Source organism: Glutamicibacter sp. MNS18 (genome assembly GCF_026107515.2).
Classification (GTDB): Bacteria; Actinomycetota; Actinomycetes; order Actinomycetales; family Micrococcaceae; genus Glutamicibacter.
Genome location: NZ_JAPCHW010000013.1, coordinates 36,544 through 52,819, shown reverse-complemented (window position 1 = coordinate 52,819; position 16,276 = coordinate 36,544). Strand labels below are relative to the sequence as shown.

16 protein-coding genes are annotated in these 16,276 nt (G+C 64.0%); 9 read left to right on the top strand and 7 right to left on the bottom strand.

Annotated features, from left to right (window positions below; all coding sequences use genetic code 11):
• Positions 1–301: 301 nt before the first annotated feature.
• Genes OK351_RS14905 through OK351_RS14895 form a run of 3 tightly spaced genes read left to right on the top strand, consistent with a single transcriptional unit; the run spans position 302 to position 3,103 of the window.
• Positions 302–1,540: an ammonium transporter gene (locus OK351_RS14905; protein ID WP_265160529.1), complete on the top strand. Its 1,239-nt coding sequence runs from the start codon at positions 302–304 to the stop codon at positions 1,538–1,540.
• A gap of 27 nt (positions 1,541–1,567) precedes the next feature.
• Complete coding sequence (locus OK351_RS14900) at positions 1,568–1,915, top strand: P-II family nitrogen regulator (protein ID WP_265160526.1); 348 nt, start codon at positions 1,568–1,570, stop codon at positions 1,913–1,915.
• Between the two features lie 57 nt (positions 1,916–1,972).
• The gene (locus OK351_RS14895; protein WP_265160523.1) at positions 1,973–3,103 is read left to right on the top strand and encodes a tyramine oxidase subunit B; all 1,131 of its coding nucleotides are present in this window, start codon (positions 1,973–1,975) and stop codon (positions 3,101–3,103) included.
• Positions 3,104–3,198: 95 nt separating this feature from the next.
• Here OK351_RS14895 and OK351_RS14890 read toward each other — a convergent pair whose 3' ends face one another.
• The 4 genes from OK351_RS14890 to OK351_RS14875 all read right to left on the bottom strand — a co-directional run bounded on the left by OK351_RS14890 (position 3,199) and on the right by OK351_RS14875 (position 6,976).
• The gene (locus OK351_RS14890) at positions 3,199–3,876 is read right to left on the bottom strand and encodes a Fic family protein (RefSeq protein WP_265160519.1); all 678 of its coding nucleotides are present in this window, start codon (positions 3,874–3,876) and stop codon (positions 3,199–3,201) included.
• Positions 3,877–3,889: 13 nt separating this feature from the next.
• Positions 3,890–4,234, bottom strand: a complete 345-nt coding sequence (locus tag OK351_RS14885; protein ID WP_265160514.1) for a hypothetical protein — start codon at positions 4,232–4,234, stop codon at positions 3,890–3,892.
• A gap of 294 nt (positions 4,235–4,528) precedes the next feature.
• Positions 4,529–5,767 (bottom strand): allantoate amidohydrolase, encoded by a 1,239-nt coding sequence (locus OK351_RS14880; RefSeq protein WP_265160511.1) that lies wholly within the window; start codon positions 5,765–5,767, stop codon positions 4,529–4,531.
• 39 nt (positions 5,768–5,806) lie between these two features.
• Positions 5,807–6,976, bottom strand: coding sequence for an FAD-dependent oxidoreductase (locus OK351_RS14875; RefSeq protein WP_265160508.1), 1,170 nt, complete (start codon positions 6,974–6,976; stop codon positions 5,807–5,809).
• A 130-nt stretch (positions 6,977–7,106) separates the two neighbouring features.
• On the opposite strand from OK351_RS14875, the gene OK351_RS14870 reads away from it, so the two are divergent.
• Positions 7,107–8,018 carry a LysR family transcriptional regulator gene (locus OK351_RS14870; RefSeq protein WP_265160506.1) on the top strand — a complete coding sequence of 304 codons (912 nt, stop codon included), beginning with the start codon at positions 7,107–7,109 and terminating at the stop codon, positions 8,016–8,018.
• A 590-nt stretch (positions 8,019–8,608) separates the two neighbouring features.
• Here OK351_RS14870 and OK351_RS14865 read toward each other — a convergent pair.
• The gene (locus OK351_RS14865) at positions 8,609–9,877 is read right to left on the bottom strand and encodes a chloride channel protein (protein ID WP_265160502.1); all 1,269 of its coding nucleotides are present in this window, start codon (positions 9,875–9,877) and stop codon (positions 8,609–8,611) included.
• A gap of 404 nt (positions 9,878–10,281) precedes the next feature.
• Here OK351_RS14865 and OK351_RS14860 point away from each other — a divergent pair, with 404 nt between their 5' ends.
• From OK351_RS14860 to OK351_RS14840, 5 genes are all read left to right on the top strand, one after another.
• The gene (locus OK351_RS14860; protein ID WP_265160498.1) at positions 10,282–11,274 is read left to right on the top strand and encodes a pyridoxal-phosphate dependent enzyme; all 993 of its coding nucleotides are present in this window, start codon (positions 10,282–10,284) and stop codon (positions 11,272–11,274) included.
• Positions 11,271–12,899 carry an FAD/NAD(P)-binding protein gene (locus OK351_RS14855; RefSeq protein WP_265160495.1) on the top strand — a complete coding sequence of 543 codons (1,629 nt, stop codon included), beginning with the start codon at positions 11,271–11,273 and terminating at the stop codon, positions 12,897–12,899. Before OK351_RS14860 ends, OK351_RS14855 begins: the two co-directional genes overlap by 4 nt.
• 11 nt (positions 12,900–12,910) lie before the next feature.
• A complete protein-coding gene (locus OK351_RS14850; protein ID WP_265160628.1) occupies positions 12,911–14,323 on the top strand; it encodes an alanine racemase in 1,413 nt (470 codons plus the stop codon).
• 253 nt (positions 14,324–14,576) lie between these two features.
• Positions 14,577–15,005 carry a hypothetical protein gene (locus OK351_RS14845; RefSeq protein ID WP_265160493.1) on the top strand — a complete coding sequence of 143 codons (429 nt, stop codon included), beginning with the start codon at positions 14,577–14,579 and terminating at the stop codon, positions 15,003–15,005.
• Between the two features lie 52 nt (positions 15,006–15,057).
• Positions 15,058–15,195: a hypothetical protein gene (locus OK351_RS14840; RefSeq protein ID WP_265160490.1), complete on the top strand. Its 138-nt coding sequence runs from the start codon at positions 15,058–15,060 to the stop codon at positions 15,193–15,195.
• A 235-nt stretch (positions 15,196–15,430) separates the two neighbouring features.
• Here the strand turns inward: OK351_RS14840 and OK351_RS14835 are convergent, their stop codons facing one another.
• Both OK351_RS14835 and OK351_RS14830 read right to left on the bottom strand, forming a co-directional pair.
• A complete protein-coding gene (locus OK351_RS14835; protein ID WP_265160488.1) occupies positions 15,431–15,583 on the bottom strand; it encodes an aldehyde dehydrogenase family protein in 153 nt (50 codons plus the stop codon).
• Positions 15,559–16,170: a hypothetical protein gene (locus tag OK351_RS14830; RefSeq protein WP_265160485.1), complete on the bottom strand. Its 612-nt coding sequence runs from the start codon at positions 16,168–16,170 to the stop codon at positions 15,559–15,561. Before OK351_RS14830 ends, OK351_RS14835 begins: the two co-directional genes overlap by 25 nt.
• Positions 16,171–16,276: the final 106 nt, after the last annotated feature.

Here is a 16,276-nt window from a genome sequence, read left to right as displayed (position 1 = left end):
CGATTTCGGGAATGCATCGAATCTGTTTCGCCGGGATTTCCCCAGTCACCCTAGCGTTCGCTGGCTGGCACCCGGTAGCTGGCCTGCGCTTGGGTTGTTCGAAAATACGTCCTTCGGCCCCAATGGGCCAAGCATGTGACCGGCACCGACATGGAATTTACATGGTTTTCACGATCGGGACATCTGGCCGCTGACCGGAAACAAAGCGTTTCGAAGCGGAAACAGAACCGAAAGCAACCCGGAACGTCGTCTCGATAGCTTGAAGGGACTCGCACAAAAATACTCTGAAAGGGGAGCGCACATGGAACCAGCAGATATCGCATGGATCCTGGCGGCCTTCGCCATGGTCCTGCTGATGTTCCCGGGACTGGCAATGCTCTACGGTGGCATGCTCAATGGACGCAATGTCCTGAATATGATGCTCATGGTCCTCAGCTCATTGGCCGTCACCGGGGTCGTGTACGTGGTGGTCGGTCACGGACTGGTCCTGGGTGACTCCGTGGGCGGCGCCGGCCTCATCGGAAACCCCTTCGAGTTCTCCTTCTTCTCGGATTTCCTGGAAGATGACGCCGCTGGCGGCACCCTGTGGGCCGCCTTCTATGTCCTGTTCGCGGCGATCTCCGTGGCCCTGGTCGCCTCGGGTGCCGCAGGGCGCATGAGGTTCGGATCATGGATGGTCTTTGTGGCCCTGTGGGTCCTGCTGGTCTACTGCCCGCTGGGTCACTGGGTTTTCGCCTTCGACAACCCGGAGGCCGGGACCATAGGCGGCTGGATGCGCAACCAGCTGGTGCTGCACGACTTCGCCGGTGGCACCGCGGTGCACATGAATGCCGGTGCCGCAGGCCTGGCCCTGGCCGTTGTCCTGGGCAAGCGCAAGAGCATGAAGAACCGTCCGCATAACCTGCCGCTGATGTTGGTCGGTGTGGGCCTGCTGGCCACCGGCTGGATGGGCTTCAACGGCGGCACCGCTGGCGGGGCGAACTTCACCGCCCAGTACGTCATCCTCACCACCTTGCTGGCCCTGTGCGGCGGCATGCTGGGATTCATTGCGATTGAACGGATCCGTGACGGGCACGCCACCCTGCTGGGCATGGGGACCGGAGCCATCTCCGGCATGGTCGGCATCACCCCGGTGGCCGATGCGGTGGGGCCGGTCGGGGCGATCCTGGTCGGGTTCCTGGCCGCGGCCGCCGCAGCGTGGGCCATCACCTGGAAGCGCCGCCACCAGATCGATGACTCGCTGGATGTCTTCGCGGTGCACGGTATCGCCGGGATCACCGGCTCGCTGTTCGCGGTTTTCTTCGCCAATCCGCAGGCTCCCGGCGAACTGGCGGGAATCGTCTTCGGTGGCGGGTTCGACCTGCTCGGACGGGAAGTCCTGGCGATCACGGTCACCCTGGTCTACAGCTTTGCGATGACCTTCGCGATTGCCTGGGTGATGAACAAGATCCGCCCGATCCGGGTCAGCGAAGAGGACGAGGAAGCCGGACTGGACCGGGCCATCCACGCCGAAACCGCTTACGACAACCGCACCTTCTAGGCAGCCGGGCATCGAAAGGAAGAGACCATGAAACTCATTACCGCAGTGATCAAGCCGATCCGGCTGGAAACCGTGTGCTCCGAGCTGGAAAAGGCGGGCTTCTCCGGCCTGACCGCCACCGAGGTGCAGGGACGCGGCGCCCAGGGTGGGCGCACCGAATACTACAGGGGACAGGAACACAAGGTCCTGTTCCGCACCAAGATCCGCATCGAGCTGCTGGTGGCGCAATCCGAGGTCGACAAGGCGCTGGAGATCATTCTCAGCGCGGCCCGCACCGGTCAGGACGGCGAGATCGGAGACGGAAAGGTGTGGGTCTCCTCCCTGGACAGCATCATCAGGGTCCGCACCGGCGAACAGGGCGAAGCGGCCATCTAGGCACCGGCCGATCCCGGCCTCCCACCGACAGAGAAAAACAACGAAAGGCCACATGAGATGACCACCATCAACTTCCGTTACCTGGGCGAACAGGACATGATCGCCGCGGGTGTCACCGATATCGCGCGCTGCACCGATGTCATGGAGGAAACGCTGATCCTGTTGCGCAACGGCGACTACATGATGGCCGGGGAGAACGGCAATTCCCACGGGGCCATGATCACCTTCCCGCAGGTCCCGGTCCATGCCGGGATGCCGGCCGACGGCCCGGACCGCCGCTTCATGGCGATGCCCGCCTACCTCGGTGGCCGCTTCGGCACCACCGGAGTGAAATGGTACGGATCCAATGCCGCCAACCGCACCAAGGGCCTGCCCCGCTCCATCCACCTGTTCACCCTGAACGACACCGACACCGGGGCCCCGATGGCGGTGATGAGCGCGAACCTGCTCAGCGCCTACCGCACCGGAGCCGTGCCGGGCGTTGGGGTGAAGCACCTGGCCCGCCAGGACGCCAAGGTCGCCGCGGTGGTCGGTCCGGGGGTGATCGCCAAGTCGGTGATTGATGCGACGCTGACCCTGCGCCCGGGGATCGACACCGTCACCATCAAGGGGCGCTCGGCCGCCGGGGTGGAATCCTTCGCAAGCTATATCCGGGAGAACTTCCCGCAGGTGACGAACATCGTGGCCGCCGAGAGCATCGCCGAGGCGATCAAGGACGCGGACGTGGTCATGGCGACCACCACCACCGACATCGCCGGCTCCGAGGCCTTCCCGTACTTCCGCAAACAAGACATCAAACCCGGTGCCCTGCTGCTGTTGCCGGCCGCGGCCCGTTTCGATGACGACTTCATCATCAACGATGCCCGGCTGGTGCTCGACGCCCGGGGACTCTATGACGCATGGGCCGAGGAGTACGATACCCAGGCCTACCAGCTGCTGGGTATCCCGGGGACCCACTTCCATGACCTGATGCGTGCCGGGCAGCTGCCCGAAGCCAAACTGGAGGAAATCGCCGATATCGCCACCGGCGCGATACCGGCCCGACGCAACGACGAGGAGATCATCCTGTACTCGGTCGGCGGCATGCCGGTGGAGGATGTCGCCTGGGCGACCGACCTCTACCATTCGGCGGAAGAAAAGAATATCGGACAGGTGCTGAACCTGTGGCAGTCGCCGGTGCTTGCCTGAGAGCCACCAGCTCGTTGTGGATCCCCCGGGGAACGGAAATGTGGCCGTTGTCCGGGGGATCATCCGTGTCCGGTGTCGACGCAGTTGGATTTCCCTCATCGAAGTAGTCGGCTACCCCCGATTGATCCTGAAGAAACCACCGTGGACCTGGGGACGTAGCCGCCGACACCGCCGAAGGGTACGCCGCGAGGTTCGTCAGCCATGTCGTCTTCAGGATAGCTGGTTCCGCCGATCTCGATGACCGGCTGGGCGATCAGCAGAGGAAGCAGTGTGAACGAGGTGGAATCGGAACGGACACCCGCCAGCTGCGATCGCGATTGGTCGAGGGCAGCAGCCAACGACTTCACCAGCTGTTCTCCTGTAGCGACGGCATAGGTGGAGGCATCAATGAAGGTCCTGATGATCGGGGCGGCATGACCGTGACGAAAGGCGGTGAGCGCCCGGAAATATCCTCCGGTATTACGTAGGATTCCGGCGGAGATCGGGGCCGTGGTGCGTGTGGTCAGATTCCGCTGGCGCAGCATGGCATGGGCAAAAGCCCCCCCGGTTCTTCCGTTGCCATCAACGAAGGGATGGATTGTTTCGAACTGGGCGTGTGCCACGGCGACATGGAGAGGCGCCGGGATCTCACGGCGTTGCATGAAGTCAATGAGGCCCTGGATATCCGGTAGGACAAGCTGGGGTTGGCGTGCAATGACAGGACGCGCCCCGGGGACCTGCCGAATCCGTCCCACCAATCCAGACCAGCTCATCCCGGAATTTTCCTGCCTCATCCTCCATATCCACTTAATGGTTGAGCAGTTCGTGGTGCATCGCCAGGACGCTTGTGACATCCAGCTGGTCCGATAGGCGCCAGGCTGCTTCCATGGCGCGGACAGTGCCTATGCCGGTTCGCGCATCGGACGTGTGGCTCTCCGGTATTTCCCATAGCGCCAGTTGCCGGGCGGAAGTGGACAGCTGTTCGATCTGGCTGCTTGAGGCACTTTCCGCCCGCAACAAGATGCTGGACATCGGACCGAGCTCAGGGTTTTGGATGCCGAGATGCAAGATTGCGCAGGCATCAAATGCCCGCGAGGCATCGGTGGCTTCGTCACGTTCAGCGGCAGGTCGGGAGACAGGAGCGGAGTCCATTGGGCAGTCGGCGGGACGACCGCCGGATCATAGTCTCCGCTTTGCCGTTTCACCTGGGCGTGGGGAAAGATCTGGGGATTCCGTGGTCGCCAGGAGTGTGTTTCGAGCGTCACATGGGGAACTACGACGGAATCGCTACTTGGCCCAGGACCCATGTCGGGTTCCTTCAAGCGGCAGCTTCCCGCCACTTTACTATCACTTACATGCTAAATGATAGTAAGAAGAAGTCCTGCTATCACTTGGCACCTCGGGATGTGAACGCCTTCCGTGGGAACAGGTGCATGCGCTTGGCCATCAGACCAGCAGGAACCCCAGCGCGTCAGCCAGGGCCGCGGCACCGAGTTCGGCATCCGCATCCTCGACGTGTTCCTCGGGGGAGTGCGAGATCCCGCTGGGATTGCGGACGAACACCATGGCGCTCGGTACGTGGCCGGCCAGCACCCCGGCGTCATGACCCGCCCCGGTATCCAGCACCGGGGCCCCGGGCAGGGCCCGCCCGAGCCGGGCGGTCAGCGGGGCGTCAAAAGCCACCGTGGGGCTCAGCGACTCCTGGCCCAGTTCCAGGGTGCATCCCTCCTCGGCGGCAAGCAGCTGCGCGGAATCGTGGATCCGCTGCACCACCGCTGCGGTGACCGCGTCATCAGGGTGGCGCACGTCCAACCAGAAGTCCACCCGGGAAGCGATGACATTGGTGCCGCCGGGTACCGGCTGCACCCGGCCGACGGTGGCCCGGGCCTCGGGCTGGGCCAGGGCAATCTGCCGGATGGCCGTGATGGTGCGGGCCGCGGCCACCATGGGGTCCCTGCGGTCCCGCATCAGGGTGGTTCCGGCGTGGTTTCCCTGCCCGGAGATGCTCAGTTTCCAGCGTCCGTGCCCGAGGATGGAGCCGCCAATCGCCACCGGATGATCCAGCTGACCCAGCCCCAGGCCCTGCTCCACATGCAACTCGACGAAGGCGCCGATCCGGCTGAGCAAAGCCGGGTCCGGACCGATCCGCCGCACATCCAGGCCGTTTTTCGAGGCGATGTCGGCGAAGGTGTTCCCGTCCTGGTCGCGCAGGTTCAACGCCTTGGTGCGGTCGATGGCGCCGGTCATCAGCCTGGAGCCCAGGCAGGCGACCCCGAAACGGGAGCCCTCCTCCTCGGGGAACACCACCATGGCCAGGGCGCGGGTGCGGTTCAGCGGACGAAGCCGCAGCTCGTCGAACGCGACCAGCGCACTGGCTACCCCCAGCGGGCCGTCGAAGGGTCCGCCGCCGGGCACCGAGTCCAGGTGACTTCCGGTCACCACCGCATTGGAGCGCTCGCCGGAGGTCAGATCCCACCAGGCCCACAGCGCGCCATTGCCGTCCTCTTCCACTCCCAGTCCGCGGCGTGTGGCCTGCTCGATGAACCAGGCGCGCAGGTCGAGTTCGGCGGTGGAATAGACGGGCCGGGTGTAGCCGCCCCTGGTCCGGTCCTGGCCGGTGCCGGAGATCTGCGCCATCAGTTCGGTCACGGTGGTGTTCTGGGTATCAAGCGGGGTGTGGGGCATGGGCTCTTCCTGTGGCATGAGGATTGTCGGGTGTGATGGCTACACGCTGAGCGCGCGGTTGTGGGAGGTGAGCCGGAAGGCCTGCGGGACGGTGCCGGTTCCGGTGGACAGATCCGCGGCCAGGGTTCCGAGCAGGGGACCGAATTTCGCGCCGTGGCCCGAGCAGGGGGAGATGATCGTGATTCCCTCGACCTGGTCCATGATGAAGTCCTCGGTCGGGGTGCTGGAAAAGATGCAGGTGGTTTCCGCATACGGGGCCGGTTCCAGCCCGGGCAGGTACTTCTTGACGTAGTCGATGACCCGTTCGCGGTTGGTCGGGTCGATCTGTCCGTCCTGTTCCGAGGCGGAGCCCATGCGGCGTCCGGCCATGTACTCGGCTACCTTCTGGCCGCGGAAGCCGGCATCCCGTCCTCCGGGCAGGCCGTATGACTTGAAGGCCGGATCCTTGTGGATGTAGGTGGGCCAGGCCATCATGGCCTCGGGGTCCTGGCCCCGGTAGGGGAAGTGGTACGCGTTCTCCTGGTAGATATCCAATGACGGCACACTGCGCAGGAACCCCTCGGGCAAGGGGAGGTTGCCCAGCAGTTCGGGTAACCAGCCACCGGCCGCCACGATGATCTTTGCGCCGAAGTACACGCGGCCATCGGTGGAGGTGAGTTTGTAGCCGTTGCCCTGCTCCGTGACGGAGGCGACCTGCCACTCGGTTTCCACCTGCGCGCCGTTGGCCTTGGCCTGGTTGACCATGGCGAGTACCGAGCGTTGGGCATCCAGCACGCCGGCACCTGGCTGCCAGAGCACCTCGGTATCGAATTCGATCCCGGGGAAGCGGTTCCGGGCCTCGGTGGCGCTGAGCAGTTCATGCTCGACCCCGACCTGTTCAAGTACCGAAGCCAGCTGCCGTGGGTTGCGCAGTGCACCGTAGTCCACGGCGCCGTGCGGCGTGATCAGTTGCTGACCGGAGAGCAACTCCAGCTCGTCCCAGGCTGAGCGGGCCTGCACCACCAGGTCCGCGTAAAACGGATCCGGGTAGGCGTAGCGGAAGATCCGTGCCGAGCCATGGGAGCTGGCATCGGCTGCGGCCGGGACCTTGCGTTCGAGCAGGGCGACCTCGTATCCGCGTTGCGCCAGTTTCCAGGCGGCCGCCGATCCAGTCAGACCGGCGCCGATGACTATGTATTGAGCGGAGGGCGAATGAACTGGCGAACTCATGGAATGCTCCTGGAGGTACTGGCGGATTGGGAAGCTGCGTGACTTCCTGCTTTAAGTAACCCACGTGGATCATTAGCGCGTCCAATATCATTTATAATCCTATTATTAGCTCTAGAGAAAGAATGCCTTCATGGAACTGCGCCAGCTCCAGTACTTCCTGGTAGTAGCCGAGCACCTGCATTTTGGCCGTGCGGCGCAGGAACTGCTGATGTCCCAGCCGCCGCTGACAGTGGCGATCAAGAAACTGGAGCATGATCTTGGGGTACAGCTTCTTGACCGGACCACCCGCAGTGTCCGGCTAACGGTAGCCGGTGAACTCTTCCGGGACCGGATCACGCCGTTGCTGGCCGATCTGGAGCAGGCGGGCCAGGAGCTGGCTGAAGTGGGCTCCGGGCTACGCGGAAAGCTCAGCGTGGGATTCGTCAGCTCGGCCAGCTACGCGGTCATTCCCTCAGCCGTCAGGCTCTTCCGCGAGCGGCGTCCGAATGTGGAGCTGTCGCTACAGCCGTTGACCACCGATGAGCAGATCGAATCGCTGCTTGAAGGGCGGCTTGATGTCGGGGTGCTGCGTGATCCGGTACGGTTGCCCGGGGTGGAACTCGAGCAGGTCCATGCCGAACCGCTGGTGCTGGCCCTGCCGGCCGGGCACAAGCTCGCCGTACGGGAGGAAGCGGATATCCCGGAGCTAGCCGACGAGGATTTCATCCTCTTCCCCTACAAGTACATGAGCGGTTTCTACTCGCTGGTGCATTCGCTCTTTGATGGCCACCCTGCACCGCGCATCGTGGAACGCGCCATCCATCAGGAGACCATTCTGGGACTGGTCGCAGCTGGACTGGGGGTCTCGATCCTACCGGCGTCGGTCTCCCGCTTCGCAATGCCCGAAGTGGTATTCAAGCCGCTGGCAAACGGTCCGCAGACCGCGCTCTACGCCGGGGCCGGTACGGACAATGCGGCGGCCAGGATCTTTCTTGCGTGCCTGCGCGAGACCAGGGCAGCATCGGCTTCCACACGAGCGGCGGCGGAATCGGCCGCGGATTGATGGATAACTTACGGGAGTCCCCGCTGGAAGCCGGGTTGTGTCACCTGGTGAGCGCTAACCTTGCCGCCAGTGGGTGATTTCCCGGTCTGTTGAGCTTCTTGGGAATCTACGTTGGGACCTTCACGCCAGGGCTGGCTACGGACGGGATGAATGAAGACGGTGGTGCGAGGATCCGCACGTTGCGTGGCCGAATGGATCAAACGGTGCCGTTCAACAACAAGATTGGCGCAACTACCATAATCATGGTTGTTTTATCCTGCCCAAGACCGTGGGCAAACTTCGTCTCGCAGCGCTCATCACCAAACACAGCAATCCGAACCGGTAGATTCACCCAGCGCCAAGCGCTTGCGAGGACTTCAAGCGCACTGACTTGGGAGTTTTCTGTGGTGCAACCGGACGGCAACGCCGACCCCTGCGCGCAGTAGCCATCTTGCCAACTTCGTGGTGGGAGAAGAAGGGGGTCCTGGAGCGACGGTGCCGCATCGGACTCGTGCCGATGCGCTGCGCCTAGGCGGATTCCTGCCTGAATCCGTGGCTAACCCGGGTTGCTCTGGCTTCTCAACCGGAAGACACCTGCCTTGCTGCAGGACTCAATGGGCAGTGGGCGTGCCCGCCTTACGGTGCAAGACGTAGCGGTCCAACCGGTACGCGGTCAGCACCCCGGTCCCGGTGGCGACGAGCGCCGCGACCACACAGGTGAGCCGTGAAGGTGCCGGTCCTCCCACCGTCAGCACCATGGTAATCGCGGTCAACGGCTGACGGTAGCCTCCGGCAATGGCGCCAGCGGCCCCGGCTGCCGCCCCGAGATCGCCGGAGACGCCCAGCATGGGGGCGAGTGACCGGCCGCAAAGGTCGCCAATGGCCAACAGCGGGACAAACAGGCCACCGACGCCCCCAGCGGCGACCGCCGCGGTGGTGGCCACACAGCGCAGCAAGGCGACAACCAGAATGACCCACACCGACGCGGTGGTGGCCTCGGCCCAGCTGATCGTGCCTCCCCCGGGTCCGATGGCCGCGGCCGGAGTTGCGAGCATGCTGATGGCCAGGAAGCTGCCCAGCAGCACGGCGGATCCGGCAATGAGTTTTGTTCGAGGTCCGGCGGACCAGCTGCGTGCCTGGTAGATCGCGGTACCCGTTACCGAGCCCACCGCCCCGGATAGCGCCCCGACCAATGCCGCGGTGGCCAAGGCCTTGACCAGATCGCCGGGGGCGATGGCCGGAACGACCAGGCGGATGAAGTCCAGGTCGAATGCCACACTGAACCCCCACCCCACCAGGGCGCCACTGCCGGCAGCGAGGATCCGGGGCAGCGACAGCGCGGCCTGCTTGCGGCGGCCCAGCTCCAACATGAACACCAGGCCCACCAGTGGCAGGCCCATGAGCGCCGCGACACCGGCTGCACCGCCACCCAAACCTGCCGGGCGGGCCAGGGAGCGCAGCCACCCCGGGCGCCCGCCGATGGCCGATCCGGCGGCCACGCCCAGATGGGCTGCCGGGGACTCGGTGCCCATGGGCGCGCCAAGACCCACGGTGCACACGATCGCGGCGGCGCGGATGGGGGCGAGCCTCCACGGAAAGGATTCCTCACGCCCGGCATGGCGAACCACATCCGCGGTGAGGTCGGCACGCACGGCGCTGGCGGGGAAGCGTAGCCAGGCGGTGAACCGACGCGGTGGGGCCTTGCTGCCGGAAACCCGTTGTACCGCCTTGCCCTGGGCCACCAGGTGCAGCAGGACCACCGCACAGAGGATGCCGGCGAACGGGGCAGCGAACATCAGCCAGGGTTCCTGGTTCATGAGCCAGCCAAGGACTTCCTTGATCATCGCCGTCACTGCGATGACAAAGGCTGCGGCCAGCACACCACCGAGGGTGCCCCCGGACAGGCCTCATGCGGAAAGCCGGAGATGGCCTGTTGCCCAACGGCGCGGACTGTTTTCGGCGGTGGAACCACCTGACGTTGCGTCACCATCAGCCATGGATCATTTTTCTCAAGGAACGTGTTGCGGTGCTGTCAGTGTACTGGCTCAGCCCCGGAGAGACGGCAGACGGTGAACCGGCCATGGAGCACGTCGCGGAGTGCGAAGGTCGCGGCCGCGCGGCGGTGGTTGACTGGGTGGTTGATCAAAGCTGAAGCAGGGCACTAGCTAGTTCCGCGGCTCCGGGTCTACACTTGCCCAACCGGATGCGGTGGAGACCACACCGCATCCAGTGCGCAGAGCCTCTACCAGCAGAATTCGCCACCACCCGAATGCGAGTCATTGATATGAATAGTGCCGGAACCCTCAGCCCCTTCAAGTCACCCACCGTTAAACTGGACCGGCTCTTCGACGCGCCAGGCATCGAGGTTTTTGCCAAGCTTGACCTGCTGCAGCTCTCCGGGAGCACCAAGGAACGCACCGCCGGAAGCCTGGTGGAGGCCTTCATGGAATCCGGTGCGCTCCAACCCGGTGGCATGATTGTCGAATCGACGTCCGGAAACCTGGGAATCGCCCTCTCCCGGCAGTGCGTGGTGCGCGGTATCAGGTTTGTTGCGGTCGTGGATGAGAACGCCAACCAGTCGGCGCTGCAGATCATGCGGGCCTACGGGGCCGAGGTCGATCTGGTGCGCAATCCACCGGACGGAAACAAGCTCGCCGCGCGCCGCCAACGGGTGCAGCAGCTGCTTGCCGGGAACCCGGGGGCGGTGACCACCAATCAATACGGTTCGCCGCATAACCCCCAGGCACATTACTCGTCCACCATGCCGGAGATCATGGAAGCACTGGACGGGAGGCTGGATATGCTCTTCGTCGCGACCAGCACCACCGGGACCCTGCTGGGATGCCAGCACTACATCCGCGAGCAGGGGCTGGCGACCGGACTGGTCGCGGTGGACGCACAGGGGTCGGTACTGTTCGACGGCAAGTCCGGAAACCGGCGGCTGCCCGGGCTGGGCGCTGGCGCCATGCCCGAGCTGGCCCTGCAGGCCGAGCCGGACCGCGTGTACCGGATTCCCGAGATCCAGATGGTCCGCGGCTGCCGGCTGCTGGCCCGGCGTGAAGGCATCCTCGCGGGAGCCTCGACCGGGGCGATTGTTGCCGCCATGGGCCGGGCGCTGCCGGACATTCCGGAAGGTGCCCGGATTGCCTTTCTGGTCCATGATTCCGGGGTGCCGTACTTGAACACCGTGTACAACGATGACTGGGTGCGCGAGAACCTGGGGGAGGAGCCCGGAACCGATTCGGGCCAGGTCATGGAAGGCCTGTCCATCCGATGACCCGCATTGCCATGATCGGAGGTGGACCCAAGTGCCTGTTCGCGCTGCTTGAACTCAATGACGCCTTGCAGGCCGCGGATGCCGGGAGGGTCCATGTCGAGGTCTACGACCCCTATCCACCGGGAGCCGGCAGGGTATGGAATGTCGACCAGCCGCCGGAATTGCGGCTGAACGTCAACTCCCGCATTATTGATGCCTCCTCGTCACTGTGCGCCCAGACCTTCGACCAATGGCGGGCCGCACGGGCAAACGGTTGGGATAAGGATCCCTATCCATCCAGGGCGTTGGTCGGAGAATATCTCAGCCGGCAATTCGAGAACCTGACAGGCCTCGGGAGGTTGGATGTGCAGCATCGAGCCGAGGTCGTGACCGGGGTGGTCCGCCGCGGGAGGCAGTGGGAAGTGCTCACCGCACAGGGCACCCGGGTCCATGATGAAGTGGTGATCGCCACCGGCCATGGCCTGGCCGGGTACCGTTCCCCGTCGGCACCCCAGAGGTCGCTCACCGCGGCGCAGCTGACGGTTGAATACAACGGGTGCGGCATGGACGAAGTACCGCCGGGAAGCAGCGTCCTGATCCGGGGTGCGGCCCTGACCGCCTACGACGTAATCCTGCGGCTGACCGAGGGGCGTGGGGGAACCTGGGAACAGCTGTCGGAGGAAGGAACCGCGGCCCTGCGCTACCTACCCGGCGGGCGTGAACCGGCGCGGATCACCATGGTGTCGCGCACCGGCATCCCGATGAACCCCAAACCCCACGCCGTGCCCTCCGGTCTCGATGAGGTGTTGGATGAATACCGGCTGCGAGTATGCAGCTGGGGCGCCGCGAACCAGGTGCCCAACCCGGCACACACTGCCACGCCCACAGCCGATCTTCAGGGGCTGTGGAAGATCCTGCTGGACTGTGCCGTGAGCTGTACAGGAACCTGCGGAATCAAGGCTTCGCCAAGCGAGTTGTGGAGCACTGTGCAGAACGGTGAGTCCGTGGCCATGGCTGCCATGACATCCCCTGCCGAAAGACTGCGTGCGGCCCTGCAAGCCAACTGGTCGCGGGAGGCCGCCACCCCGGAATGGGTTTGGGGAATTGTCTGGTCGGGACTCTATGCACAGTTGGTCCCGGCGTTATCGAGAATCACGTGGAGCGATGCGGACCGAGAGCGGTTCCGCCACCGGGCGGCGCACCTTGAGCGCATGGCCTTTGGGCCACCCGAACCCACCGCACACAAGCTCCTGGCGCTCTTCGAGGCGGGGATACTGCAGCAGGCGGTGACCACAGAGGCCAACGAGGCACAGGCGATAACCATTGATGCGGTGACCGCACCGGCCGGAGTGCTCCGCGCCCCGGCACCTGACGGGGAGGCGGCAAGCCCCTTGATCCACGGATTGCTGGAGGATGGGGAAATCCTTGTCCGCCGCGCCGAACGCGGACTGCTGACCGATACCGACGGCACCTGCCTCAACGCCCGGGGTGAACGCAACGAGGGATTGGTGGCCCTGGGCAGGCCGACCGAAGATCCCACCCTCGGCCATGACACCCTGAATCGTTCCCTGCACCCCGAATACCGCCGGTGGGCAAAACGTGTAGCCCTTGAAATTTCCTCCGCCAGCCAGAAAGTAGCCCGATGATGCAACCCTTGATGTACGGAACTGCCCCGCTGACCGCCCGTCTGGAACCCTGGATGGAGCAGTTGCTGGGCGATGCGCAGGCCTGCCGGGAAGTGATCCGGGAGCACGGTTCGCCGGTGAACCTGCACGAGTTCTCATCCATGAGCCGCAATATTGGCGAACTGCGCCGGGCCGCTGCGGATCACCAGGTTGATTTCCAGATTTATCTGGCACGCAAGGCCAATAAGACCATTGGGGCCATCGACCAGGCCGTAGCGGAAGGGTGCGGGGTGGACGTGGCGAGCTTCCATGAACTGGACCAGTGCCTGAAACGCGGTGTTCCGGCCGAACGACTGATTGTCACCGCTGCGGTGAAGTCCCAGGCTTTGCTTCGGCTGGCGGTGGAGAACGAGGTCGTGCTGAGCCTGGACAATATCGACGAAGCCCTGGAGCTGCTGCACATGGCCGACGAACGGGGACGTACCGCACGGGTGGCCTTGCGCCTGGCCTCGGACAACCCCCTGATTGCCCCCACCCGTTTCGGATTGCGTGCCGCCCAGTGGCTCGAATTCCTGGAGGCTACAGGACGTCTGGAATCGCTGGAAATCCGCGGCGTCCACTTCCACCTCAACGGCTACAGCGGCACGCAGCGGGCAGCGGTTCTGGAGGAGTCACTGCGGCTGATCGATGCGCTGCGGGACCTGGGACATGCCCCGGATTTCGTGGATATGGGTGGGGGGATCCCGATGTCCTATCTGGATGATGCGCAGCAGTGGAACGGGTTCTGGGAGGCGCTCGCCGTGCTACCGGAGGGGGATGAATCGCTGACTTGGAAATCGGATCGTTTGGGCGCTACGGCAGCGGAGGCGAGCACCGCGGTCTATCCGTACCACCAGGAGCTGATCCGCGGGCAGTGGCTGGATAGGATTCTTGCAAGTCATCCCGGTCAGGGCTCTGATTCCGTGGCGCGGATGCTCGGGCAGCGTGGTATCCAGTTGCGGTGCGAACCCGGGCGGACACTGCTGGACGGGTGCGGGATGACCCTGGCGCAGGTGGCTTTCGTCAAGACCCGCAGTGATGGGCTGCCGCTGGTGGGCCTGCATATGAATAGGACCCAGTGCCGTTCGACCTCGGCGGATTTCCTGGTAGATCCGCTGCTCATCCACACGGCCACACCTCGACGCGAGCGGAGCGGGCTCAGCGCGTTCCTGGTGGGGGCCTATTGTATCGAGGAGGAACTGATCCTGCGCCGGCGTTTCGAATTCCCCCACGGTGTGGCCGCCGGGGACCTGGTGGCCTTTCCCAATACCGGAGGGTATCTGATGCACATTATCGAAAGCGGCTCGCACCAGCTTCCGTTGGCCCGCAACCTGTGTCGGGATCCGGAGGGCTGGATGCTCGACGCGGGGGATGAGCGCAGTATGGAGTGGCAAGTGCTGGCCTGAACTCGCCTGGTGGGAATGCCCTGAGCGGACCATCGTCTGGTTTGCTGTAACGACAACAGGCCGACGGGAAGTGTGCTGCTGCCGGCGTTCATCCGCGCCACGGTGGCGCGCACGGTACGTGACTTTGCTGCCCACGACGTAGTTGCCTCGGCCCAGCTGCGCGTCCATGCCCCGGATCCGGTGGCCACCTCTGGAGCCGTCAGCACGCTGACGGCTATGGTGCGTTGGTGGACGGTAGGATCGCTCCACGGCTATGAATGAGCTCTGGGAATGGATGACACCCGGTGTTGAAGCGTTGGCGTCCGCAGCGCCGATTGCCACACCGCTCATTGCCGGTTTGGCTGCGTGGGCGGCGTTGCGGACCTTCAAGCTCAGATCACGGATCGACTATGCCGAGGAATGGTGGAAACGGGTTCAATACGCACTTGACCTGTCGCTTGGCGATAGCCAAGATGGGCAACTTGTGGGCACTACGATGTTGGAGAACTTGGTAGGCGAAGAAGACGGCAAGAAGCTGCTTCGTCGTAAACCCTATGAGCAGGACCTGACAATGATCCGCCAAGCCGTGACTGATTTGCTCTTCATGAGTTCAGATGTGCCTGATACGGTTGAAGAAGAGAGCGGAGGTGAAGACGATGGTAACCCGGAAGAAGGCGAAGCCACAGGATACCTGGCGCGCTGAGACTGATTCCGACTATTCGGAGGATGCCTCGGAACAGCAGAAATACCGCCGTATGTCGACCAGTAAATCCACTCGCAAGTCACAGCTGATCCAGCAACGTCGTGCCGCATTGATTGTGAAGATCGATGAGGAGCTGGGCCAACCTACCCCGCAGATCATCAAAGACATGGCGAAGAAGAAAACGGCCTAGCCAACGCCTAGTCTTGATTGGTTGTGACAGCAACGCTGGTGAACTCCGATACCGCTGTCGTTCACGAGGGCATTGGCATGCCCGCGTGCGACTCCCCGAATTCCTTGCTGACCGTGCCCCTTTTTATCCGTTGCCCGAGGGCTTGTAGAACACGACCCAACGCGTAGTCGGCTTGGGCGCCTCGGGCGACCAACGAATGACCGACCACCAGAAATCCCCGCAATCGGCTACCCGCCTACCGCACCTGCCGGTGGACCGATTTGCAGCTCAGGTAGGCGGCCAGCCCTTCCGGACTGTACCCGGTGCCCAGACCGGAATCGTAGCGTCCGCCGAAGGGTGCGGCATGGTTGGAGGCGAAGAAGTTCACCACGACGCTGCCGGTATCCATGCGTTCGGCCACCTGCAGGGCATGCTCCTCGTCCCAATGCTGTTCCGCTGGGTGACTGACGGTTTTGTCAACATGGTGGCCGGTGTCAGTTGAATGGTTAGCCGGGCTGGCAGGGTTGGCCCGTGGGGCTTGCCGGAACGGGCTTGGTACCGGCAGGTCGCTCGTTTCGTTTTTCGCGGCCCGTAGCGCAGCCTGCGTGCTGGCAGTAGCCCGGCGATGAGGTGGTGACAGATCCTGCCAGCGAGCGGTGCCCATCCGTTCCCTGCCCGGTGGCCCGGGGCCGGGTTAAGGATGAGTGTGTCCCTGGCCGTGGTCAGCGCGATGGTGAAACTGGCCCGATCCGGGTCCAGGAACGGGTCGGTATTCGTCGCTTCGCTCATCACGATGCGCAGTAGCTGTTCGGTGAGCAGCAGGGCATAGAATTCCTGCTCGACCAGATCCAGGGTGCGTGAGCGCAGCACCCGGCCGGTGAACAGGGTGGACTTCAGTTCCTTGAACAGGGTCCCCATTTCCCAGTGGCCGTGATCCCCGCCGATCAGCCGTTGTGCGCTGCCCTCATTCGTGGCCAGCAGGCGGGTGAGTAGCATGTACCGATCCGTGTGGTGCCGTAGTCCTTTTCCACAGTAGCTTGCCCACCTTCGGAGTCAGACGCAAATGCTTTAACAGATGTAAAGAGGTCGTAAACGGTATCCT

Excerpts from the sequence above, each read along its gene's own strand:
- OK351_RS14905 (WP_265160529.1), top strand. The coding sequence starts at position 302 with ATGGAACCAGCAGATATCGCATGGATCCTGGCGGCCTTCGCCATGGTC.
- OK351_RS14900 (WP_265160526.1), top strand. The coding sequence starts at position 1,568 with ATGAAACTCATTACCGCAGTGATCAAGCCGATCCGGCTGGAAACCGTG.
- OK351_RS14895 (WP_265160523.1), top strand. The coding sequence starts at position 1,973 with ATGACCACCATCAACTTCCGTTACCTGGGCGAACAGGACATGATCGCC.
- OK351_RS14890 (WP_265160519.1), bottom strand. The coding sequence starts at position 3,876 with ATGAGGCAGGAAAATTCCGGGATGAGCTGGTCTGGATTGGTGGGACGG.
- OK351_RS14885 (WP_265160514.1), bottom strand. The coding sequence starts at position 4,234 with ATGGACTCCGCTCCTGTCTCCCGACCTGCCGCTGAACGTGACGAAGCC.
- OK351_RS14880 (WP_265160511.1), bottom strand. The coding sequence starts at position 5,767 with ATGCCCCACACCCCGCTTGATACCCAGAACACCACCGTGACCGAACTG.
- OK351_RS14875 (WP_265160508.1), bottom strand. The coding sequence starts at position 6,976 with ATGAGTTCGCCAGTTCATTCGCCCTCCGCTCAATACATAGTCATCGGC.
- OK351_RS14870 (WP_265160506.1), top strand. The coding sequence starts at position 7,107 with ATGGAACTGCGCCAGCTCCAGTACTTCCTGGTAGTAGCCGAGCACCTG.
- OK351_RS14860 (WP_265160498.1), top strand. The coding sequence starts at position 10,282 with ATGAATAGTGCCGGAACCCTCAGCCCCTTCAAGTCACCCACCGTTAAA.
- OK351_RS14855 (WP_265160495.1), top strand. The coding sequence starts at position 11,271 with ATGACCCGCATTGCCATGATCGGAGGTGGACCCAAGTGCCTGTTCGCG.
- OK351_RS14850 (WP_265160628.1), top strand. The coding sequence starts at position 12,911 with ATGTACGGAACTGCCCCGCTGACCGCCCGTCTGGAACCCTGGATGGAG.
- OK351_RS14845 (WP_265160493.1), top strand. The coding sequence starts at position 14,577 with ATGAATGAGCTCTGGGAATGGATGACACCCGGTGTTGAAGCGTTGGCG.
- OK351_RS14840 (WP_265160490.1), top strand. The coding sequence starts at position 15,058 with ATGTCGACCAGTAAATCCACTCGCAAGTCACAGCTGATCCAGCAACGT.
- OK351_RS14835 (WP_265160488.1), bottom strand. The coding sequence starts at position 15,583 with ATGGATACCGGCAGCGTCGTGGTGAACTTCTTCGCCTCCAACCATGCC.
- OK351_RS14830 (WP_265160485.1), bottom strand. The coding sequence starts at position 16,170 with ATGCTACTCACCCGCCTGCTGGCCACGAATGAGGGCAGCGCACAACGG.